Below are 18128 nucleotides of genomic sequence, written 5' to 3'. Positions count from 1 at the left end.
AACCTTTGTATTTCAAGTCAATTTTTATTTTTCTGCGTCAAAGATATTTCCAACTTCAACAGCAATTTGTTGATTCTTCACATCAATGTCCGTAACCTTCAAGAGTGATTTGTAGTCGAACTGCTGCTCACGATCTTCCTGCGCATTGTCGGCAAAGACAGCTACACCAGCCAACTCAGAATCAAACTCTGTTAAAAGGCTAATCATACCATTAATAGTTCCTCCTCCTTTTAAGAAATCATCAACGATCAAGACACGACTTCCTGCTTTAAGACTCCGTTTTGAAAGGAACATTTTTTCAATACGGTCACTAGAACCTGAAACATAGTTAACACTAACAGTTGAACCCTCAGTGATTTTCAAGTCACGACGAACAATGACAAAAGGTACATTGAGAACATTTGCTACTGCATTTGCAAGCGGAACCCCTTTGGTTGCAACAGTCATCACAGCATCAATCTTTTGATCCATAAAGCTCTTGGCAATAATGCGGCCGATATTTTTCAAAATAGCTGGCGTACTCAATAGGTCAGACAAATAAATGTACCCACCTGGAAGAATGCGGTCGCTCTCTGAAAGTTTGCTGCGAAGCTCTTCAATGATTGTTTTAGACTCAAGGGTAGAGATAGATGGTGTGAAAATAACACCGCCACCAGCACCTGTCACTGTTTGAATATGGCCGATTTCAATCTCTTCGAAGGCACGTTTAATAATGACAATATCTTCTGAAATAGAAGATTTAGCAGATTCATACTTTTCCGCAAAGGTATTGAGACTGGTTAATTTGTATGGATTGTTAATCAAGTAATTGGAAATAACAACCATCCGATCACTTCTTCTTAATTTCATTAGTTATTCACCATTCTTTTTTATTAGTCTTTTTCTCATTATATCACACTAAAACAAAAAAAACGAACTTTACTGCCTAAATAAAGCTCATTTTTTTAGTTTCTAGTCTAATTTCGGCTTGTAGAAGGAACGATTGTCCATAGCAAAGACTTTATTGGTCATTTCACCCTCATCAATAAGAGCCAGAGCTGTCGACATCATCATCATGCTGGCATCCAAATTATCAATCATATGAATAATTTCAGCTTCCATCACACGAGGACGAACAGGACTACCATACTCGAGTAATCCATGGTGACTGAGGATAACATGACGTAGAAGAACGACTTCTTCTCGAGTATCATCAATACCAAGTTCCATTGTCGCTTTGGTAATTTCGCTATCAATCAAAGCGATATGGCCGATAAGATTGCCTCTTACTGTGTACTCTGTCTGATCGGGACCTGTTAACTCAATAACCTTGGCTAGGTCATGCAACATAATTCCGGCGTAGAGCAAGCTCTTATTCAGCTGTGGATATACATCTGCGATAGCTTCAGCTAAACGAACCATAGTGGCAGTATGATAAGCAAGTCCTGTCTCAAAGGCATGGTGATTTGTTTTTGCTGCTGGATAGGAATAAAATTCTTTATCATATTTGGTGTAAAGACTCCGAACGATACGTTGCCAGATGGGATTTTCAATCTTGAAAATCATCTGTGCCATATACTCGCGAATTTCCTTAACATCCACTGGTGATTTGACCTTGAAGTCTGCTGGGTCATTGGGTTCACCTGGCTGAGGTAAGCGAAGGGTGATTTGATTGACCTGTGGAGTATTGTTATAAACTTCCCGACGTCCCTGCATGTGGACAACCTTCCCTGCAGTAAAGGCCTCAACGTTGTGAGGTTGGGCATCCCAGAGTTTCCCTTCGATTTCCCCACTATCATCTTGGAAGGTAAAGGCTAGGTAGTTTTTCCCAGCACGTGTCTGTCTTAGGTCAGCTGACTTGATCAGGTAAAAGCCTTCAAAAAGCTCATCTTTTTTCATGTGACTAATCTTCATATTCTTCCTCATCTTCTTGGAACTGGAGTAGGTCAAGCGCTGGCTCACCTTCTGATAACTCAATGTAACGGAGCGTTCGCTCGATAGCTGTAGTACGACGGTTTAATAATTCATCAATGTTGCCAGAGGCATGTTGGAGATGTTTTTGTGCCTTGACCAGAATGCCTCCAAACTTGCCAAATTCAGTTTTAACACTAGCAAGAGTTTGGCTGATATGATCCGCACTTTTTTGGATATTGAGAGTTTTGAAACCAACCGATAGGGAATTGAGAAGGGCTGATAGGGTACTTGGCCCTGCAACAATAATCTGTTCCTCCCGTCTCAAACCATCAAAGAAAATCGGATTTCTAACGATTTCTGAGTAAAGGCCTTCTGTCGGAACAAACAAGACCCCAAAATTGGTCGTCCGAGGTGGCGCTATGTACTTGCTCTTAATATCCTTGGCAAAGCGCTTGACGCTGGCTAAGAGTGACTTGCGACAACGTTCGATTTCATCCTTGTCACCCACTTCATAGGCTTCTTCTAAGCGGTAATAATCTTCCAGTGGGAATTTAGAGTCAATCGGCAGATAGACATATTCTTGGTCGCCTTGTCCAGGCAACTTAATAGCGTATTCTACTCGTTCACTCGAGTTTTCAACCGTTGCAAATTCTCGTTCGTACTGGGCAGGGGTCATGATGTCCTCTATGATTTGGCCCAGTTGCAATTCTCCTAGAATTCCTCGAGTCTTTGTTCCAGATAAGACCTTGTTAAGGGCACCGACATCTCGCGCAACTGTCTGCATTTCTCCAAGACCACGATTGACAGATTCCAGCTGTTTGGAAACTGTCTCGAAGGATGCTTGCAAGCGTGTCTGTAGGGTCTTTTCTAGCTTTTCCTCGACCGTTTGGCGCATTTGTTCTAAGCGTTGGTCATTTGACTCCTGCAAGGCTTGGAGGCGTTGGTCGGTCTTATCTCTAGTTTGGAGAAGGTTCTCATTCATCTCCTGCCTAAGCTGAGTCAAGCCTTGGTGCAACTCGATTCGCACCTCCTGCAAACGGTCACTGACAGCCACTTCAAGATTTTTTTGGTCGAGCTGACTAGCTTGTCGAGCTTGCTCAAAACGATAATCCAGCTGATCTGACAGATAATCTGCCTGGTCTTCCAAACTCTTGGTCAGATATGTCTCCTGCTTGTCCTGCCTTTGCCAAATAAGAAAGAGGCCGGCTAGGTTAGCAATTAGTAACAGTAGTAATATAATCTCCATCCTATCTCCTGTCCTTGCTATGCAGTACAACCACATAGCCATCTGGGCAAGTCACCGAAACTTCCCTATCTATATATTCGTTAGAAGCGTAAACTTTCTTAAAGAAAAAATTCTCCTCAGTCAATTCATACTTGGCTCCGAGAATAGTCAACTGACTATCCCTCACAGGCATAAAAGCAAGGTAATCATAATCCAAACGTGGTTCTAACCAACTGGTGCCTTCTGGGCAATAGCTAATCAAGTTTTGTCCATCCTCAATCTCTATTTGGCGCATAAAGGGTGCCAACTTGGGATTGCTCGGAAGAAAGACATTAGCCAGCATATGGTCAATACGACCACCTAGGGCACCAAAAATGGTCACTTGTGCTTGAGGATTTTTTTCAAAAATCGTTAAAAGTGCTAGTTCCAGATCCGTATCATCTTTTTCTGGCTGGGCTTGGACAAAGTATTGAGCACGCTTTTGAATCAACTGACCTTCTTCCATAGTCACAGAATCAAAATCCCCAACAGCTAGAGCAAGAGGAAGTTTTTCCTCCAGCACCCAGAGTGAGCCACGGTCCACACCGACAAAACAATCAAAATCTGTCCGATAATGTCCTCGGTCTCCACCAGCAAAAACCGCTACTTTAGTCCAGTTGTTTTCGGAGTGCTTGCACTCGTTCATTGACATCTCCCTTAAAGACATAAGACCCTGCTACAAAGACTGTAGCACCAGCTTCTTTGGCTTGAGCAATAGTTTGATCATCAATCCCGCCATCCACTTCAATCTCAAAGTTCAATCCTTTTTCTTCACGAAGGGCTACTAGCTCACGTATCTTATCCATGGTCTCAGGTAGAAAGGCTTGCCCACCAAAACCAGGATTCACCGTCATGACCAAAACTTGATCGACTAGATGAAGGACATGCTTAATCGCTTCAACTGGTGTACCAGGATTGATGACGACCGAAGGTTTGACACCAAGAGAACGAATCTTTTGAAGAGCTCCATGGATGTGAGGTGTCGCTTCAACATGGATGCTGATGATGTCAGCTCCTGCACGCGCAAAATCCGCTAAATGATTTTCTGGGTTGGAGACCATCAAGTGGCAGTCAAAGACCATCTTACTATGAGGTCGAAGACTTTCGACTACACCTGCACCAAAGCTGATCTGAGGTACAAAGTGACCATCCATGATATCGATATGGGCGTATTCTGCCCCAGTTGCTTCAAGGCGTTTAATTTCACGTTCAAAATTAGCATAGTCTGCCGCCAATATTGATGGGGCAATCTTGTATTGAGACATAGGTTTCTCCTTATTTTGGAATTTTTTTGCTGACTTTTTTATAGGTTTCTCTGCGATTTTCAATCTCACTGAGGAATTGCAGATAGTTGTCGAAACGGAAGTTTGCAATGATGCCCTCTTCTACTGCTGGTTTCACTGCACAAGATGGCTCATGAGTATGCGTACAAGTACGGAACTTGCAATCTCGGCTAACAGAGGCAATCTCTGGAAAGGCCTGGTTCAGCTCTTCAGCACTTGATACTTCATAATCTAGTGAAGAAAAACCTGGTGTATCTGCGATTTTCCCACCATTGAGATTGTAAAAACTAACAGCTCGAGTGGTATGACGACCACGACCTAGACTATCAGAAATTTCTCCTGTCTCTAGATTAAGGTCAGGTGCGATTTTATTAAGAAGGGTTGACTTACCAACACCTGTCTGCCCCATAAAGACTGTCACCTTGTTTGTCAATAGTGGCAAAAGCTCTTCCTTACTAGTTACAAAGTCATAGCCGATGGCACGATAGGTCTGCTCGTAAAAATCCAGTTCTCCTCGATCTGACAAGAGGTCCATTTTAGAAATATAAACGATAGGATGGATGCCCTTATGTTCCAAGAGAACCAAGAAGCGATCCAACAAATTGCTATTAAAATCCGGCTCCTTGACCGACATGATAACAACTGCTTGGTCAATATTGACAATGGGCGGGCGAACTAGACTATTTTTTCGTTCCTGAATCTTAAGAATGTAGCCCTCAGAGTTTTCTTTCGTAGAAAAATCTACCCAATCTCCGACGTAGGGTGTGTGGCCTTTTTTACGAAAATTCCCACGCGCGCGTGTCTGATAAACTTGACCATCTCTCTCCACATAGTAGAAGCCAGCCAAGGCTTTAATGATTTGTCCCTGCATCCTAGAGTCCTTGTCCTTTAAGTGCATCTGCTAGGCTAGCAAATTCTGCCAAGCTGAGAGCTTCACCACGTACACTTGGTGCCAGTCCAGCCTGATCCAAAGCCTTGGTCAGCTTGTCCTTGATTTCTTCAGTCTTGCCAAAGTAACCTGTCAAGTTGTTCCACAAAGTCTTGCGACGGTGAGTGAAGCTAGCCTTGGAGACTTTAAAGAAGAAATTCTCATCTTCCACTGCTACAGCTGGTTCTGGACGACGTACCATTTTCAGGATAGCTGAGTCCACATTTGGAGCTGGTACAAAGACCGTACGAGGTACGATAAAGGCAACCTTGGCCGTCATGTAATACTGCACAGCAATCGACAAACTACCGTATGCCTTGGTATTTGGTCGAGCAGAGATACGATCTGCCACTTCTTTTTGCATCATGACGACAAACTCACTGAACGGAATGCCACTCTCGATTAAGTGCATGAGAATAGGGGTTGTGATATAGTAAGGCAAGTTGGCCACTACCTTAATTGGTAGGTCAGGTTTTTTAAAATTCTGGATATGTTGCGCTAGGTCAACTTTTAGAATGTCCTCGTTGACTACGGTCACATTGTCAAAATCACGCAGGGTATCCGCTAGAATTGGTACCAAACGGTGGTCAATCTCAAAGGCCATGACTTCAGCTGCACGCTCAGCTAAAAACTCAGTCAAGGCACCAATCCCTGGACCAATTTCAATGACATTGACCTGATCATCAATCTCAGCCGTATCCACAATTTTTTGAAGGATATTGGTATCGGTCAAGAAATTTTGCCCGAAGGATTTTTTAAAGGTAAAACCGTGACGCTCCAGCACTGCCTTGGTCACGCTATAATCTGCAATTCTCATTTATTCTCTTTTCTAATTATTAGCTAAAAATAATATATAGAAACCACATAATTCCTGCCAACAAAATCCAAAATACAAATAGAACACGATGCTTGTTCGCTTTTGTATCGGCTCCAGTCATGTCGCCCCCTTGCTTATCTTCTTGGGGGTTCATTTTCTTCAATTCATCCTGATATGCAACCGAATCTAGAATATTGTCTTCTGGCAATAATTCTGAAGCGTAATAATCAGGAAAACCCATAGCAAGGCCTATTAAGTTCTCATCCGTTAGAGAAAAGTCTAAATCTTTGGGTTGATTTTCCCGAATAGCTCGGATATTTTTTAACAGTTTATCAGCGACTACAGAGACTTGGTCCATAAAAACTACATCCAAAAGATCAAATCCTAACACATCACCATCTTTTACGTTTGCAAGAATATAACGAACAAAGGCATCATATAGTTTCAAGGCTTGTGGGACATTCTCTTCTAAAAAAGAGCGGTTTTGGAGGGCACTTTGCCGGAATTTTTCAATAGGAAGCAAGATATCTACATTCTGCTCTTGGTAAAATCTTTCTGCTTGCTCTTCATCTTCTTCGAGTTCTTCTGCTGTTTCCCAGAGAGCAATAGGAGCTTTTAAGTCTTCTTCATCCCAAAACAATTGCCAAAAATAGGGTATTGTGTAAATTCCCGCTGTTAGAATACGAGCTTCATCTCCGTTTTTCAAGTAAATATAACTTCTATTTGCCATATGATTTCCTTTCACAATCTTTGAAAAAGGTTACTGGTTCAAGTAAGTGTGGATAAAACTATAAAGTTTCCCAATGTAAAGAAACTCTCTAATCTTGAGCTCTTCCTTCTTGTTCCTCACTAAGCTTTTGCATGTCTCTAAAAGCTGTTAGGCTAACATAGGCACCCGCTTCATAGTATTCCGTTGGGTTAATGGCATAGTCAAAAACTTCAATCATGCCTCCAGCTTCTTCAATCATCCCATTCCATTTTTCATCAAAGACCATTCTCAGACGTTTCCAATCTGTAAATACTGGAACAGAGTTTCGCCCATCTTTTCCTTCTTTAACTGGAATGTTGAAACTAGAATCTTTTTCCAAGACAAAGGAGCTTACTTCCTGACTATCGTCCTTAAATTCCGAAGTAGCATCTAAAGGAATTAGGAACTTTGCTTTCGGCATAGCTTCCGAAAAGAACTTATAATAGAGCTTATAAATTACTTCTTCATCTTCTGTTGTCGGGCTATCCAATTGTCCCATCAACAACATCCATCTTACTAAATCAGGATTCATTACAGGAACTTGTATTTCTGGCAAATTAGAATAATCTGGTTTTTGAACCAAGGCCGAGGCACTGATGCTGACTTCCTTGGAATTAAAGATTGCTCCCAAGGCACCATTTAAGTAAAAGGCTGTCCCAAGGAAATTCTCAATCCCTTTTTTATCTTCCGTATTTTCAATCAGTTTTACGACTGAGTTTGGTCGACTGTCAATGGTTTCCTTGAATTGGCGATACCAAGATGGCGTCAACAGCATAATCATGGGATCCGTACACAGATAACCTTCCTCGCCTCTGTCATAGGTGGTTGAGAAAAGATAGGGTTCGCCTGTTTTTTCCGAATAAACTGCATAAACCGAATCTGCTACTAACAACTTGTCCTTGACGATTTCCGCTAGACGTTCCAACTTGCGAGTGTTAGCTTGATAGCTTTCTTCACTCTCGTTATCCTGATTTTGACGGCATTTCCATAAAAAGAGACGTAAAATCTCTACGCTATCATCAAGGCTAGCTGCCAAATAATCCTCATTGGTCAACTGACCCTCTTGGATGGCTACGAAAGCACGATACAGAGCATCTGAGTAGCTAGATAATTTTTGTTCTTCATCAACACCTGAACTAAAGAGCACACTTCCCTTTTTAAGTTTAGTCAAGGAAGAATCCATATCAACCACTAGATGTGCAAGAACTTCATCAGTTAGACTATCTACATCTTTGTTTTGACTGCTGAGTTTTTTAACCTCTACAATGCCAAGAGCCTTCATTCCTTGGTCAGGATTGCAAAACTGCAGCTGATCCCCAACCTTGAGAGTCCCTTCTAGACTCCCAACAATCAATAATTGATTCGTTTCCTTCATCGGGAACAAATCTAGAACACCCACGCAAACATTGCCTTCCGCCTCTTCTGCTTCCTTATTGGATTCAGTTGTTTCAGTTGTTTTTGTTGCTTCTGTCTTTTTTAAAAAATCAAAGATTCCCATAACTTTTCCTCATTATCTCCACTCAGCACAAATCCTATGGAGTCACTTTTCTAATGCTTGCTACCAAGCCTGATTAAACCGTATATGATTACTTCTATTGTATCACATTCCCTCCACATTTTGGGGGAGTTTCTCAATTCTCATATGATTTCATAGCATCTTCAACTTCAGCTAAACGGATGCCAAATAATTCCAAACGCTTGAGAAGTTGCTTCCCATTTGAATAACCAATACGAAGGCTTTCTCCTAGATATTCTCTGCGTTTTCGACTATCTGCCCCAGCCAAAAATCCCAATCGAATCAAGTCACTACGGCTAATATCAAAGTCACTTTCTACTTCAAACTGTTCTGTTACTTGTTCTAGCGCTGTTTTCAAGTCTTCGTAACTGGCATGCTCGATTCCTAGAGAACGTCCCTTGGTTTTGGACTTAGGAACTGCCTCGCCACGTTTGAGAAAGGCGTGTTGAACTGTAGGGATGGCCACCATAATCATGCGACGAATGCGTTCTCCGTTAAAATCAGGATCTGTAAAGACAATCACCCCATGACGCTCATGTAAACGTTGAATTCGTTCAAGGTCTTGTTCATTGATAGCCGATCCACGAGTCTCATAGGTCTCCACATCAAAATAACGTTTTAGATTTGCCGTATCATCGCGTCCTTCAACTACGATAACTTGGGAAATTTTCTCTTTCATGATTTACTTTCCAATCCAAAGATGCCTTCTGCATTGGTACTTGTCGCAGCAGCCAATTCTTCTGTCGTCATGCCACGTAATTCCGCGATAAAGTCCACTACATAGCGCGTGTAAGCTGTCTTGTTTTCACGGCCACGCTTGGGTACTGGAGCTAAATAAGGCGCATCTGTCTCTACCAAAATCTTATCCAAAGGTAACTCTTTAGCAGCGTCCTGAATGTCTGTCGCCTTCTTGAAGGTCACGACTCCAGAAAATGAAATAGTCATGCCAAGCTCCACAAACTTTTCAGCCCATTCCAGGGAACCAGAGAAGGAATGCATGATGCCACCACGGGGACCGACTCCCTCACTTTTGATAATTTCATAGGTATCTTCGAGCGCGTCACGGGTGTGAACCACAAAAGGTAAGTCCAGTTCCTTAGATAGCTGAATCTGACGACGGAAAACCTTTTCTTGAACTTCCTTAGATGCCGTCATCCAGTGGTAGTCCAAACCAATCTCGCCCAAGGCTACAACTTTTGGATGTTTTAGTTTTTCTAGCAAGTAAGACTCAACATCCTCTGTATATGTCCCTGCTTCCGTTGGATGCCAGCCAATCGTCGCATAGAGTTGGTCATACTTGTCCACTAGTTCAAGAGCACGCTCAATAGTCGGTTTGTCAAAACCAACAATATTCATCCGAGTTACACCCATTTCCGATGCTAAGGCAAGCTCTTCTTCTTCACGTCCCAAAAATTCCTCTATATTTAAATGTGTATGAGTATCAAAAATCATTTATATTTCCTCGTTTTTTCTACCTTCTATTATACCAAAAAAACTAGTCTCATCCTTATAGGAAAAAATATTTTGAAATCATTCATTTTTTCTTGACGACTTTTTTTCATAGCAGTATAATAACTCTTGTTGAATTTTTAAGAAAAGGAAAGAAAATGTTTACAAAACTAAAATATACCTTTATTGGTCGTCCCCTTAAGTCCTTAACAGAAGGTGAAGGAGGTCTACTTGGAAAAACGCAGGCACTCGCAATGCTATCAAGCGATGCTCTATCATCTATTGCGTACGGGCCTGAGCAGGTCGTCCTCGTATTGGCTAGCCTTTCTCCGCTTGCTATCTGGTGGAGTCTCCCTATTGGCATTTTTGTCCTCTTACTATTAGCTAGCCTGACCATTTCTTATAGACAAATCATCCATGCCTACCCTCAAGGTGGAGGCGCCTATATGGTAACTCGAGAAAATCTATCTCCTGAGCTAGGTTTGATTGCTGGAGGAAGCCTGCTTGTTGACTATATGTTAACAGTAGCCGTATCCGTGGCTGCAGGAGCTGACGCTATCACTGCTGCACTTCCCGCCCTCCATCCTTACAACCTCCACATCTCCATTTTTCTAGTATGTTTGCTCATGCTTTTAAATCTAAGAGGTTTGAAGGAATCTGCCAGTTCTCTGATGATCCCAGTTTATCTCTTTATCTTTAGTACAGTCTTCCTCTTATTGTTTGGTATCTTCCAACTATTGACAGGTTCTCTCAGTTATCATGCAACTTCTGCAATTGGTCAAACTGTCCCAAGTCTGTCAATTGTCCTAATCTTAAGAGCCTTCACCAGTGGTTCAGCTTCACTAACAGGGGTTGAAGCCATCTCAAATGCTGTCCCATTTTTCAAGACTCCAAAAGAGAAAAACGCAGCCCAGACGCTTACTATCATGTCTCTAATTCTTGGATTTCTATTTGCAGGGATTACCTTCTTAAACTACTGGATGGGGATTACACCTCAACACGGAGAAACAATCCTCTCACAAATGGCTAAAGGGATTTTAGGAGATTCAGCTCTCGGTCAGATTGTTTATTATCTCTTCCAATTCTCAACTGCCCTAATCCTAGCCGTTGCTGCAAATACTGGTTTTTCTGCCTTTCCAATGTTGGCTTACAATATGGCTAAGAACAAGTACATGCCCCATCTCTTTATGGAAAAGGGAGACCGCCTTGGTTACTCAAACGGTATTTTAACCTTAGCTTTTGGCGCCATAATCCTTCTGCTTATTTTCAACGGAAATACAGAACGCTTGATCCCTCTTTATACTATCGGAGTTTTCGTCCCCTTTGCACTTTCTCAAACAGGTATGATTCGCCACTGGAAAAAAGAAAAAGGCTCTCATTTCTTAAAATCTGCCATTGCTAACATCCTCGGTGCTATCATTTGTTACGTTATCGTTCTTATCCTACTCTTCTTCAGACTTGGAGATATCTGGCCCTTCTTCCCAATTATCCTCGTCTTAACCTTCCTCTTTTTGTCCATCCACAGTCACTACCAAAAAGTGGCGAAACAACTTCGACTTTATGAAGGAATTCAAAAGAAAACTTACGATGGCAATGTCGTACTTGTCTTAGTAGGAAATGTTACTCGAGTCAGCGTCGGAGCGATTAACTACGCTCAAAGCATCGGAGACGAAGTTTTGGCTATGCACATTTCCACCAAGGAAACTGAGGAAAAAGACCAAGAAATCCTCCAAGAATTTGCCGACTACTTCCCAAATATTACTCTTAAAAACATTAATACCAGCTATCGCGATATTATCACACCTACAGTTCGATATGTTCGAAAGATTTCTCAAGAAGCCAAGAAAAAGAACTACACGGTTACAGTTCTTGTACCCCAATTTATCCCTAACAAACCTTGGCAAAATACCCTCCACAATCAAATGAGCCTTAAATTAAAATATGCTCTCAGATGGCACGAAGATGTCGTCGTTGCTAGCTACTCTTATCATTTGAAAGAATAAAGAAAAGCTCAAAACCAGAAAACTTAACCTCTGGTTTTGAGCTTTTTCTATATGTGATTTTTTCAAGACGTCTTCTAAAATGTTTATTCTAAATCAATAACTTTAGAAAACTCTCTTTTTAAATAAAAGAAAAATCAGTAGGCTCGAGTTCCTACTGACTTCTTTGTTTCATTTGTTTGGATTATGCAGCCAAAACTTTGCGTCCTTTACGACGACGAGCTGCCAATACGCGACGACCGTTTTTAGTTGACATACGGTTACGGAATCCGTGTTTGCGCGCACGACGAAGTTTACTTGGTTGATAAGTACGTTTCACGATGAATACCTCCTCATAGATTTTGTATTCGTTTAGCCGGCTATAAAGTGATCAGTTACTAAACATACTTTACTATTCTATCTGATTCTTACTTATTTGTCAATAGTTCTGACAAATGTTTCCAGCTTTTTTGCTATGAAAGCCTTATCTACGATACTGCTTCAAGAAACGAGTCATCTTCTCTTGGATTTGGGCTAACTCATCGACACGTGGAAGATAAACAATACGGAAGTGGTCTGGATCTTTCCAGTTAAAGCCACGCCCATGTACTAAAAGCACCTTTTCTTGTTTCAAGAAATTAAGGACAAATTGTTCATCATCGTCGATACGGTACATATTGCGGTCGATTTTAGGGAAGATATAAAGACCCGCTTTTGGCTTAACAGCTGATAAACCAGGGATATCTTGAATAGCATTATAAATAAAGTTTCTTTGTTCATAGATACGACCACCAGGAAGAAGCAACTCATCCACTGACTGGTGACCACCTAGTGAAGTTTGAACAACCTGTTGAGCAAGCACATTCGAACAAAGTCGCATGTTTGAGAGCATGTTGAGGCCTTCAATGTAGCCCTTTACATGATGTTTAGGTCCAGATAAGACCATCCAACCAACACGGAAACCAGCAATACGGTGAGATTTAGACAGACCATTCATGCTGACACAGAAAAGGTCTGGAGCCAAACTTGCTACTGGTGTGTGGACATTGCCATCCATAACCATACGGTCGTAGATTTCATCCGCAAAAATAATCAAGTCATTTTGGCGAGCAATTTCAATAATATCTAACAAGAGTTCTTTAGGATAGAGAGCCCCCGTTGGATTATTTGGATTGATTAAAACGATAGCCTTGGTATTTGAACTAATCTTAGACTTAATATCATCTAGGTCTGGATACCATTCTGCTTCTTCGTCACAAATATAGTGTACGGCATTTCCTCCGGCCAAGCTGACTGCAGCAGTCCAAAGAGGATAGTCTGGCATAGGAACCAAGACTTCATCACCATTGTCCAAAAGCCCTTGCATGGACATAACGATTAGCTCACTAACCCCATTTCCAAGGTAGATATCATCAATACCTACATTTGGAAAGTTTTTCAGTTGGCAATATTGCATAATTGCCTTACGAGCTGAAAAGATTCCTTTTGAATCTGAATAACCTTCACTATCACGGGCATTCATAATCAAGTCATGAATCACCTCATCCGGAGCTGTAAAGCCAAACTCAGCTGGGTTCCCTGTATTCAAACGAAGAATTTTTTCTCCATTTGCGCGCATGCGCATAGCTTCTTCCAAAACTGGACCACGGATATCATAAGCCACATGCTCTAATTTTATTGATTTGTTAAATTCTTTCATTTGAGTTCCTCTATTCATCAGGATAGTTAATATTATACCACTCCAAAACGAAATCGCAAATTTCCCAGTACTATTCCACAAAAAAACCTTGCTTAACGCAAGGTAACAGGACAAATCCGATTTCTTTCTATTTTTGGAGAAGAAAGAGTTGATAGGTTCTCTAAAAAGCTGGACAAATTGGACCAAAATCTTTGTAGAGAAACTCTGGTGATCGAAAACAAAGTCATTGTAAGGGATGGTAACTGCATGAACAAAAGAATTTCTGCTTCTATCCAGCAAAACGCAAAGAAAAAATAAGTAGACTGACCAACATTAGGAATAATGTTTAGACTAAGCCGAGTCTAGTTGTAAAAATACCATCTCACTAACTTATTTCTTTGTCCTGTCAATTAATAGTATACACTAAAATCTTTGCATTTTCAAACAAGTATACCTATAAAAAGAACTCTTTATTTGAGTTCTTTTTATAGGTTATTTTGCAATTTCTTCCAACATTTTTTCGATGTGTTGGATTGATTTTTCGCGTCCAAGCAAGTAGATAGTATCTGGCAATTCAGGACCATGCATCTCCCCTGAAACAGCGATACGGATCGGCATGAAGAGGTTCTTCCCTTTGATACCTGTTTCTTTTTGAACTGCTTTGATTTGTGGGAAGATGTTTTCCACCACAAACTCGTCGTCTGACATAGACTCAAGTTTTGCCTTAAAGGCCTCAAGTACAGTTGGAACAGTTTCACCAGCCATAACTTCTCGCTCAGCTTCTGTCAATTCTGGGAAGTCTGAGAAGAAAAGGTCTGTCAATGGAACGATTTCGTCAACTGACTTCATTTGTGGTTTGTAGAGTTCCACCAATTTTTTAGCCTTGTCTGTCAAACGTCCTGCTTCTTCAAGGAATGGTTTGGCCATTTCAAAGATAGTTTCCAAATCAGCTCTCTTGATGTAGTCGTTGCTCATCCAGTCTAGTTTCTTCTGGTCGAAGGCTGCTGGAGACTTGCTGAGACGGTTTTCATCAAAGAGCTGGATCAGTTCTTCGCGAGAGAAAATCTCGTCTTCCCCTCCAGGATTCCATCCAAGAAGGGCGATGAAGTTAAAGACTGCTTCTGGAAGGTACCCTTTCTTACGGTAATCTTCGATAAATTGAAGGGTATTAGTGTCACGTTTAGACAACTTCTTACCAGTTTCAGAGTTGATGATTAAGGTCATGTGACCGAATTCTGGTGCTTCCCATCCAAGCGCTTCATAGACCATGAGCTGTTTTGGTGTATTGGCAATGTGGTCATCTCCACGGATAACGTGAGAAATTTGCATGTCGTGGTCATCAATGACAACGGCAAAATTGTAAGTTGGGTAACCATCTTTCTTTTGGATAACCCAGTCCCCACCGATATTGCCACCTTCAAATTCGATATTACCTTTGACCATATCATGCCACTTGTAAATACCAGACTCATTGACAGCCAAACGAACCGTTGGGATGATGCCTGCCGCTTCACGTTCAGCGATATAAGCTGCTTTTTCTTCTTCGCTCATGCCAAGGTATTCGTTAATGTAACGAGGTGTTTCACCTGCTGCTTCTTGACGTTCACGTTCTGCTGCCAATTCTTCTTCTGTAACGTAAGATTTGTAGGCTTTTCCTTCAGCTAAGAGTTGATCAATGTATTTTTGATAAAGTTCCAAACGCTCAGACTGGCGGTAGTTTTCATGAGTTTCTGGACTTTCATCCCAGTCCATGCCTAACCAACGAAGGTTTTCAAGCTGTGAACGCTCGCCGTCTTCGACATGACGTTTGCGGTCAGTATCTTCGATACGGATGATAAAAGTTCCACCATGGTGGCGTGCATACAAGTAGTTAAACAATGCTGTACGGGCATTACCGATGTGTAATAGTCCTGTTGGACTTGGTGCATAACGCACACGAATATCTTTTGACATATCTTCTCCTATAAAGTCTCTAGGCATCTGCCTTTTTCCTCTTTATATTATATCACAAGTCTTGCCTGAGTCCAATTTCTCTTTTCGAGAAAAAGCAAAAAGAGTGGTAAAACCACTCTTTCTTATTCTATTATAGACGAGCGTTAAGCTCTTTGCTCAATTCTTCAAATCCTGGTTTACCAAGAAGGGCAAACATATTGCGTTTGTACGCTTCAACACCTGGTTGGTCAAATGGGTTGATAGCATTCAAGTAACCTGAAAGGGCAATGGCCAATTCGAAGAAGTAGATAGTGTAACCAAGAGTGAAGGCATCTTGCTCAGGAAGAGTCACGTACATGTTTGGTACATCACCGTCTGTGTGGGCAAGAAGAACACCGTCAGTCGCTTTTTTGTTTACAAAGTCAACATCTTTTCCTTGGAGGTAACCAAGTCCATCAAGGTCTTCTTCCAAAGTAGGGATAATCACGTTCTTACGTGGTTTGTCAACACGGACAACTGTTTCAAACATGATACGAGTTCCTTCTTGGATAAACTGACCCAATGAGTGCAAGTCTGTTGAGAAGTTAGCTGAAGTTGGGTAAATACCTTTTTGGTCTTTTCCTTCTGACTCACCAGCCAATTGTTTCCACCATTCTGAGAAGTATTGAAGGGATGGCTCGTAGTTTACCAAGATTTCAGTTGCGTAGCCTTTACGGTAAAGGATGTTACGAACGGCTGCATATTGGTAAGCTTCATTTTCTGCAATCTTATCTGAAGTGTAGTCTTTACGCGCAGCGTTAGCACCTTCCATAAGGGCTTTGATGTCTGCACCTGATGCCGCGATTGGAAGCAAGCCAACTGCGGTCAATACTGAGAAACGTCCACCGATATCATCTGGAACTACAAATGTTTCCCAACCGTTAGCATCTGCTTCAACCTTAACAGCACCTTTTTGGCGGTCAGTTGTTGCGTAGATACGTTTGTTAGCTTCTTCTTGTCCGTATTTCTTAACCAAAAGTTCTTTGAAGACACGGAAAGCAATCGCTGGTTCAGTTGTTGTACCTGATTTAGAAATCACGTTTACTGAGAAATCTTTATCTGAAACGTACTCTACCAAGTCAGCAAGGTAAGTAGATGAGATTGAGTTCCCAGCGTAAAGGATTTGTGGTGCTTTACGTTCTTCTTTTGTTTGCAAGTTTGCAAAGTGGTGGTTCAAGAAGTCAATGGCAGCTTTCGCTCCAAGGTAAGATCCACCGATACCGATAACCACCAAAACATCGCTGTCTGCTTTGATTTGCTCAGCAGCTTTCAAGATGCGGTCAAATTCTTCGCGGTCATAGTTTTCAGGAAGGTCCAACCAACCCAAGAAGTCGCTACCAGCACCAGTTCCTTTACGGATCAATTCGTCTGCTGCTGTAACTTGTGCTTGCATGTATTCCACTTCATGTGGTGCAACAAATTTGTCTAATACTTTTGAATAATCAAATTTAATATGTGACATAGTATTCCTCCAAAATTTCTTCTTTTCTATCATAACGCTTACTAACAATTTTTTCAAGTTTTTATACTAAAAATTTCCAATTTTTATCACAATTCAAACGTTTGCGTAAAAATACAATTCTATAAAGATTCGTAAATAATGAATAAAAAAACGACTAGGATTCTAGTCGTTATAATTCATTTAATAAATACTCAAATAATTCTAAATTTCCATCTTCTTCATTGACTAGAAACTCTGGATGCCACTGAAGTCCAATAATACGGTGTTCATCGATCGATTCGATGGCCTCAATCGTTTGGTCGCGAGGATCTACTGCCGTTACGCGAAAATTTGGAGCCAAGTCTTTAATACTCTGACGGTGAACTGAATTGACCTGACTAGTTTTACCAAACAATTTGGACACAAGGCTTCCTTCAACCGTCTCAATAGAATGTGAAGTTCCAAAAGGTAGTCCTTGCCAATGACCTTCAATCTCCTGATTGAGCGTTCCACCAAAGGCAACGTTAACAAGCTGAACACCACGGCAAATGGCTAAAATTGGCTTATTCTGATGAAGAGCCTCTTTCAAGAGAGCTAGTTCAAACTCATCACGAGCTAGGTTATAGTCGTCGCTATCAATTGTTTTTTCCTCACCATAAAACTGAGGATGAACATTTTGTCCTCCAGTCAAGATAAGTTTGTCAATCATTTCTACATAGTCATGGACCACCGACTCATCACCAACTGGAATGACCAAAGGAAGTCCGCCAACCTGACGAATACTCTCAGCAAATTTACAAGAGACTGATGAATGAATATTTTTTCCTTCTGCATCTACGGGACATAGATTTGCTGCAACTCCAACAACCGTTCTTGCCATTACTGATTTCCTTTCGTTTGCTATTGATAATCTTATCTTATCATCCTTCCCCATTCCTGTCTAATATGTATTTTTTAAGTCCGTGATAAATTTTTTTTATCAGAAAAAGCTACCCCAAACTAGGACAACTTTTTTGCTTATACTCAATGAAAATCAAAGAGCAAACTAGGAAGCTAGCCGCAGGTTGCTCAAAACACAGTTTTGAGGTTGTGGATAGAACTGACGAAGTCAGTAACACATATACGACAAGGGGACGCTGACGTGGTTTGAATTTGATTTTC

Annotated in this window: 17 protein-coding genes; 1 reads left to right on the top strand and 16 read right to left on the bottom strand. The window is 41.2% G+C overall.

The window, feature by feature from the left end:
- Nucleotides 1–24: 24 nt before the first annotated feature.
- From purR to AC3E9F_RS00160, 11 genes are all read right to left on the bottom strand, one after another.
- Nucleotides 25–849: a pur operon repressor gene (gene purR, locus AC3E9F_RS00210; protein ID WP_214262488.1), complete on the bottom strand. Its 825-nt coding sequence runs from the start codon at nt 847–849 to the stop codon at nt 25–27.
- 102 nt (nt 850–951) lie between these two features.
- Nucleotides 952–1893, bottom strand: a complete 942-nt coding sequence (locus AC3E9F_RS00205; protein WP_263394072.1) for a 3'-5' exoribonuclease YhaM family protein — start codon at nt 1891–1893, stop codon at nt 952–954.
- Nucleotides 1883–3139 carry a DNA recombination protein RmuC gene (locus AC3E9F_RS00200; protein WP_263394073.1) on the bottom strand — a complete coding sequence of 419 codons (1257 nt, stop codon included), beginning with the start codon at nt 3137–3139 and terminating at the stop codon, nt 1883–1885. The genes AC3E9F_RS00205 and AC3E9F_RS00200 overlap by 11 nt, the downstream gene beginning before the upstream one ends.
- Nucleotide 3140: 1 nt before the next feature.
- Entirely contained in the window at nt 3141–3803 is a 663-nt protein-coding gene (locus AC3E9F_RS00195; RefSeq protein ID WP_263394074.1) for a thiamine diphosphokinase, read from the bottom strand.
- Nucleotides 3766–4422: a ribulose-phosphate 3-epimerase gene (gene rpe / locus AC3E9F_RS00190; protein WP_214262492.1), complete on the bottom strand. Its 657-nt coding sequence runs from the start codon at nt 4420–4422 to the stop codon at nt 3766–3768. Before rpe ends, AC3E9F_RS00195 begins: the two co-directional genes overlap by 38 nt.
- Before the next feature lie 10 nt (nt 4423–4432).
- Complete coding sequence (gene rsgA, locus AC3E9F_RS00185) at nt 4433–5311, bottom strand: ribosome small subunit-dependent GTPase A (protein ID WP_490672664.1); 879 nt, start codon at nt 5309–5311, stop codon at nt 4433–4435.
- 1 nt (nt 5312) lies between these two features.
- Nucleotides 5313–6185, bottom strand: a complete 873-nt coding sequence (rsmA, locus tag AC3E9F_RS00180) for a 16S rRNA (adenine(1518)-N(6)/adenine(1519)-N(6))-dimethyltransferase RsmA (RefSeq protein WP_490672663.1) — start codon at nt 6183–6185, stop codon at nt 5313–5315.
- 19 nt (nt 6186–6204) lie between these two features.
- Nucleotides 6205–6915, bottom strand: coding sequence for a dimethyladenosine transferase (locus tag AC3E9F_RS00175; protein WP_490672662.1), 711 nt, complete (start codon nt 6913–6915; stop codon nt 6205–6207).
- An 88-nt stretch (nt 6916–7003) separates the two neighbouring features.
- Nucleotides 7004–8431: an SseB family protein gene (locus AC3E9F_RS00170; RefSeq protein WP_490672660.1), complete on the bottom strand. Its 1428-nt coding sequence runs from the start codon at nt 8429–8431 to the stop codon at nt 7004–7006.
- Nucleotides 8432–8564: 133 nt separating this feature from the next.
- Nucleotides 8565–9128 carry a ribonuclease M5 gene (gene rnmV, locus AC3E9F_RS00165; protein ID WP_490672659.1) on the bottom strand — a complete coding sequence of 188 codons (564 nt, stop codon included), beginning with the start codon at nt 9126–9128 and terminating at the stop codon, nt 8565–8567.
- A complete protein-coding gene (locus AC3E9F_RS00160; protein ID WP_490672658.1) occupies nt 9125–9901 on the bottom strand; it encodes a TatD family hydrolase in 777 nt (258 codons plus the stop codon). The genes rnmV and AC3E9F_RS00160 overlap by 4 nt, the downstream gene beginning before the upstream one ends.
- Nucleotides 9902–10056: 155 nt before the next feature.
- Here AC3E9F_RS00160 and AC3E9F_RS00155 point away from each other — a divergent pair, with 155 nt between their 5' ends.
- Nucleotides 10057–11901, top strand: coding sequence for an APC family permease (locus AC3E9F_RS00155; RefSeq protein WP_414275078.1), 1845 nt, complete (start codon nt 10057–10059; stop codon nt 11899–11901).
- 181 nt (nt 11902–12082) lie between these two features.
- Here the strand turns inward: AC3E9F_RS00155 and rpmH are convergent, their stop codons facing one another.
- From rpmH to AC3E9F_RS00130, 5 genes are all read right to left on the bottom strand, one after another.
- Complete coding sequence (rpmH, locus tag AC3E9F_RS00150; RefSeq protein ID WP_000831905.1) at nt 12083–12217, bottom strand: 50S ribosomal protein L34; 135 nt, start codon at nt 12215–12217, stop codon at nt 12083–12085.
- Between the two features lie 144 nt (nt 12218–12361).
- Nucleotides 12362–13576: a pyridoxal phosphate-dependent aminotransferase gene (locus tag AC3E9F_RS00145; RefSeq protein WP_214262499.1), complete on the bottom strand. Its 1215-nt coding sequence runs from the start codon at nt 13574–13576 to the stop codon at nt 12362–12364.
- Between the two features lie 471 nt (nt 13577–14047).
- Nucleotides 14048–15508 (bottom strand): glutamate--tRNA ligase, encoded by a 1461-nt coding sequence (gltX, locus tag AC3E9F_RS00140; RefSeq protein WP_490672657.1) that lies wholly within the window; start codon nt 15506–15508, stop codon nt 14048–14050.
- Between the two features lie 130 nt (nt 15509–15638).
- Nucleotides 15639–16988: a glucose-6-phosphate isomerase gene (locus AC3E9F_RS00135; RefSeq protein ID WP_247921931.1), complete on the bottom strand. Its 1350-nt coding sequence runs from the start codon at nt 16986–16988 to the stop codon at nt 15639–15641.
- A 169-nt stretch (nt 16989–17157) separates the two neighbouring features.
- Nucleotides 17158–17847 carry a gamma-glutamyl-gamma-aminobutyrate hydrolase family protein gene (locus tag AC3E9F_RS00130; protein WP_490672656.1) on the bottom strand — a complete coding sequence of 230 codons (690 nt, stop codon included), beginning with the start codon at nt 17845–17847 and terminating at the stop codon, nt 17158–17160.
- Nucleotides 17848–18128 lie beyond the last annotated feature (281 nt).

The organism is Streptococcus sp. SCPM-O-B-15277 (M60), from assembly GCF_058200335.1.
The sequence above is the reverse complement of the archived record's forward strand: the minus strand, read 5'-3'. Positions and strand labels throughout refer to the sequence as shown.

What these genes read in the sequence shown, in the direction of transcription:
- AC3E9F_RS00130 (WP_490672656.1), bottom strand. Translation starts at nt 17,847, where the DNA reads ATGGCAAGAACGGTTGTTGGAGTTGCAGCAAATCTATGTCCCGTAGAT.
- AC3E9F_RS00160 (WP_490672658.1), bottom strand. Translation starts at nt 9,901, where the DNA reads ATGATTTTTGATACTCATACACATTTAAATATAGAGGAATTTTTGGGA.
- gltX (WP_490672657.1), bottom strand. Translation starts at nt 15,508, where the DNA reads ATGTCAAAAGATATTCGTGTGCGTTATGCACCAAGTCCAACAGGACTA.
- AC3E9F_RS00175 (WP_490672662.1), bottom strand. Translation starts at nt 6,915, where the DNA reads ATGGCAAATAGAAGTTATATTTACTTGAAAAACGGAGATGAAGCTCGT.
- rpe (WP_214262492.1), bottom strand. Translation starts at nt 4,422, where the DNA reads ATGTCTCAATACAAGATTGCCCCATCAATATTGGCGGCAGACTATGCT.
- rnmV (WP_490672659.1), bottom strand. Translation starts at nt 9,128, where the DNA reads ATGAAAGAGAAAATTTCCCAAGTTATCGTAGTTGAAGGACGCGATGAT.
- AC3E9F_RS00135 (WP_247921931.1), bottom strand. Translation starts at nt 16,988, where the DNA reads ATGTCACATATTAAATTTGATTATTCAAAAGTATTAGACAAATTTGTT.
- AC3E9F_RS00155 (WP_414275078.1), top strand. Translation starts at nt 10,057, where the DNA reads ATGTTTACAAAACTAAAATATACCTTTATTGGTCGTCCCCTTAAGTCC.
- AC3E9F_RS00170 (WP_490672660.1), bottom strand. Translation starts at nt 8,431, where the DNA reads ATGGGAATCTTTGATTTTTTAAAAAAGACAGAAGCAACAAAAACAACT.
- AC3E9F_RS00200 (WP_263394073.1), bottom strand. Translation starts at nt 3,139, where the DNA reads ATGGAGATTATATTACTACTGTTACTAATTGCTAACCTAGCCGGCCTC.
- AC3E9F_RS00205 (WP_263394072.1), bottom strand. Translation starts at nt 1,893, where the DNA reads ATGAAGATTAGTCACATGAAAAAAGATGAGCTTTTTGAAGGCTTTTAC.
- purR (WP_214262488.1), bottom strand. Translation starts at nt 849, where the DNA reads ATGAAATTAAGAAGAAGTGATCGGATGGTTGTTATTTCCAATTACTTG.
- AC3E9F_RS00195 (WP_263394074.1), bottom strand. Translation starts at nt 3,803, where the DNA reads ATGAACGAGTGCAAGCACTCCGAAAACAACTGGACTAAAGTAGCGGTT.
- rsmA (WP_490672663.1), bottom strand. Translation starts at nt 6,185, where the DNA reads ATGAGAATTGCAGATTATAGCGTGACCAAGGCAGTGCTGGAGCGTCAC.
- rsgA (WP_490672664.1), bottom strand. Translation starts at nt 5,311, where the DNA reads ATGCAGGGACAAATCATTAAAGCCTTGGCTGGCTTCTACTATGTGGAG.
- AC3E9F_RS00145 (WP_214262499.1), bottom strand. Translation starts at nt 13,576, where the DNA reads ATGAAAGAATTTAACAAATCAATAAAATTAGAGCATGTGGCTTATGAT.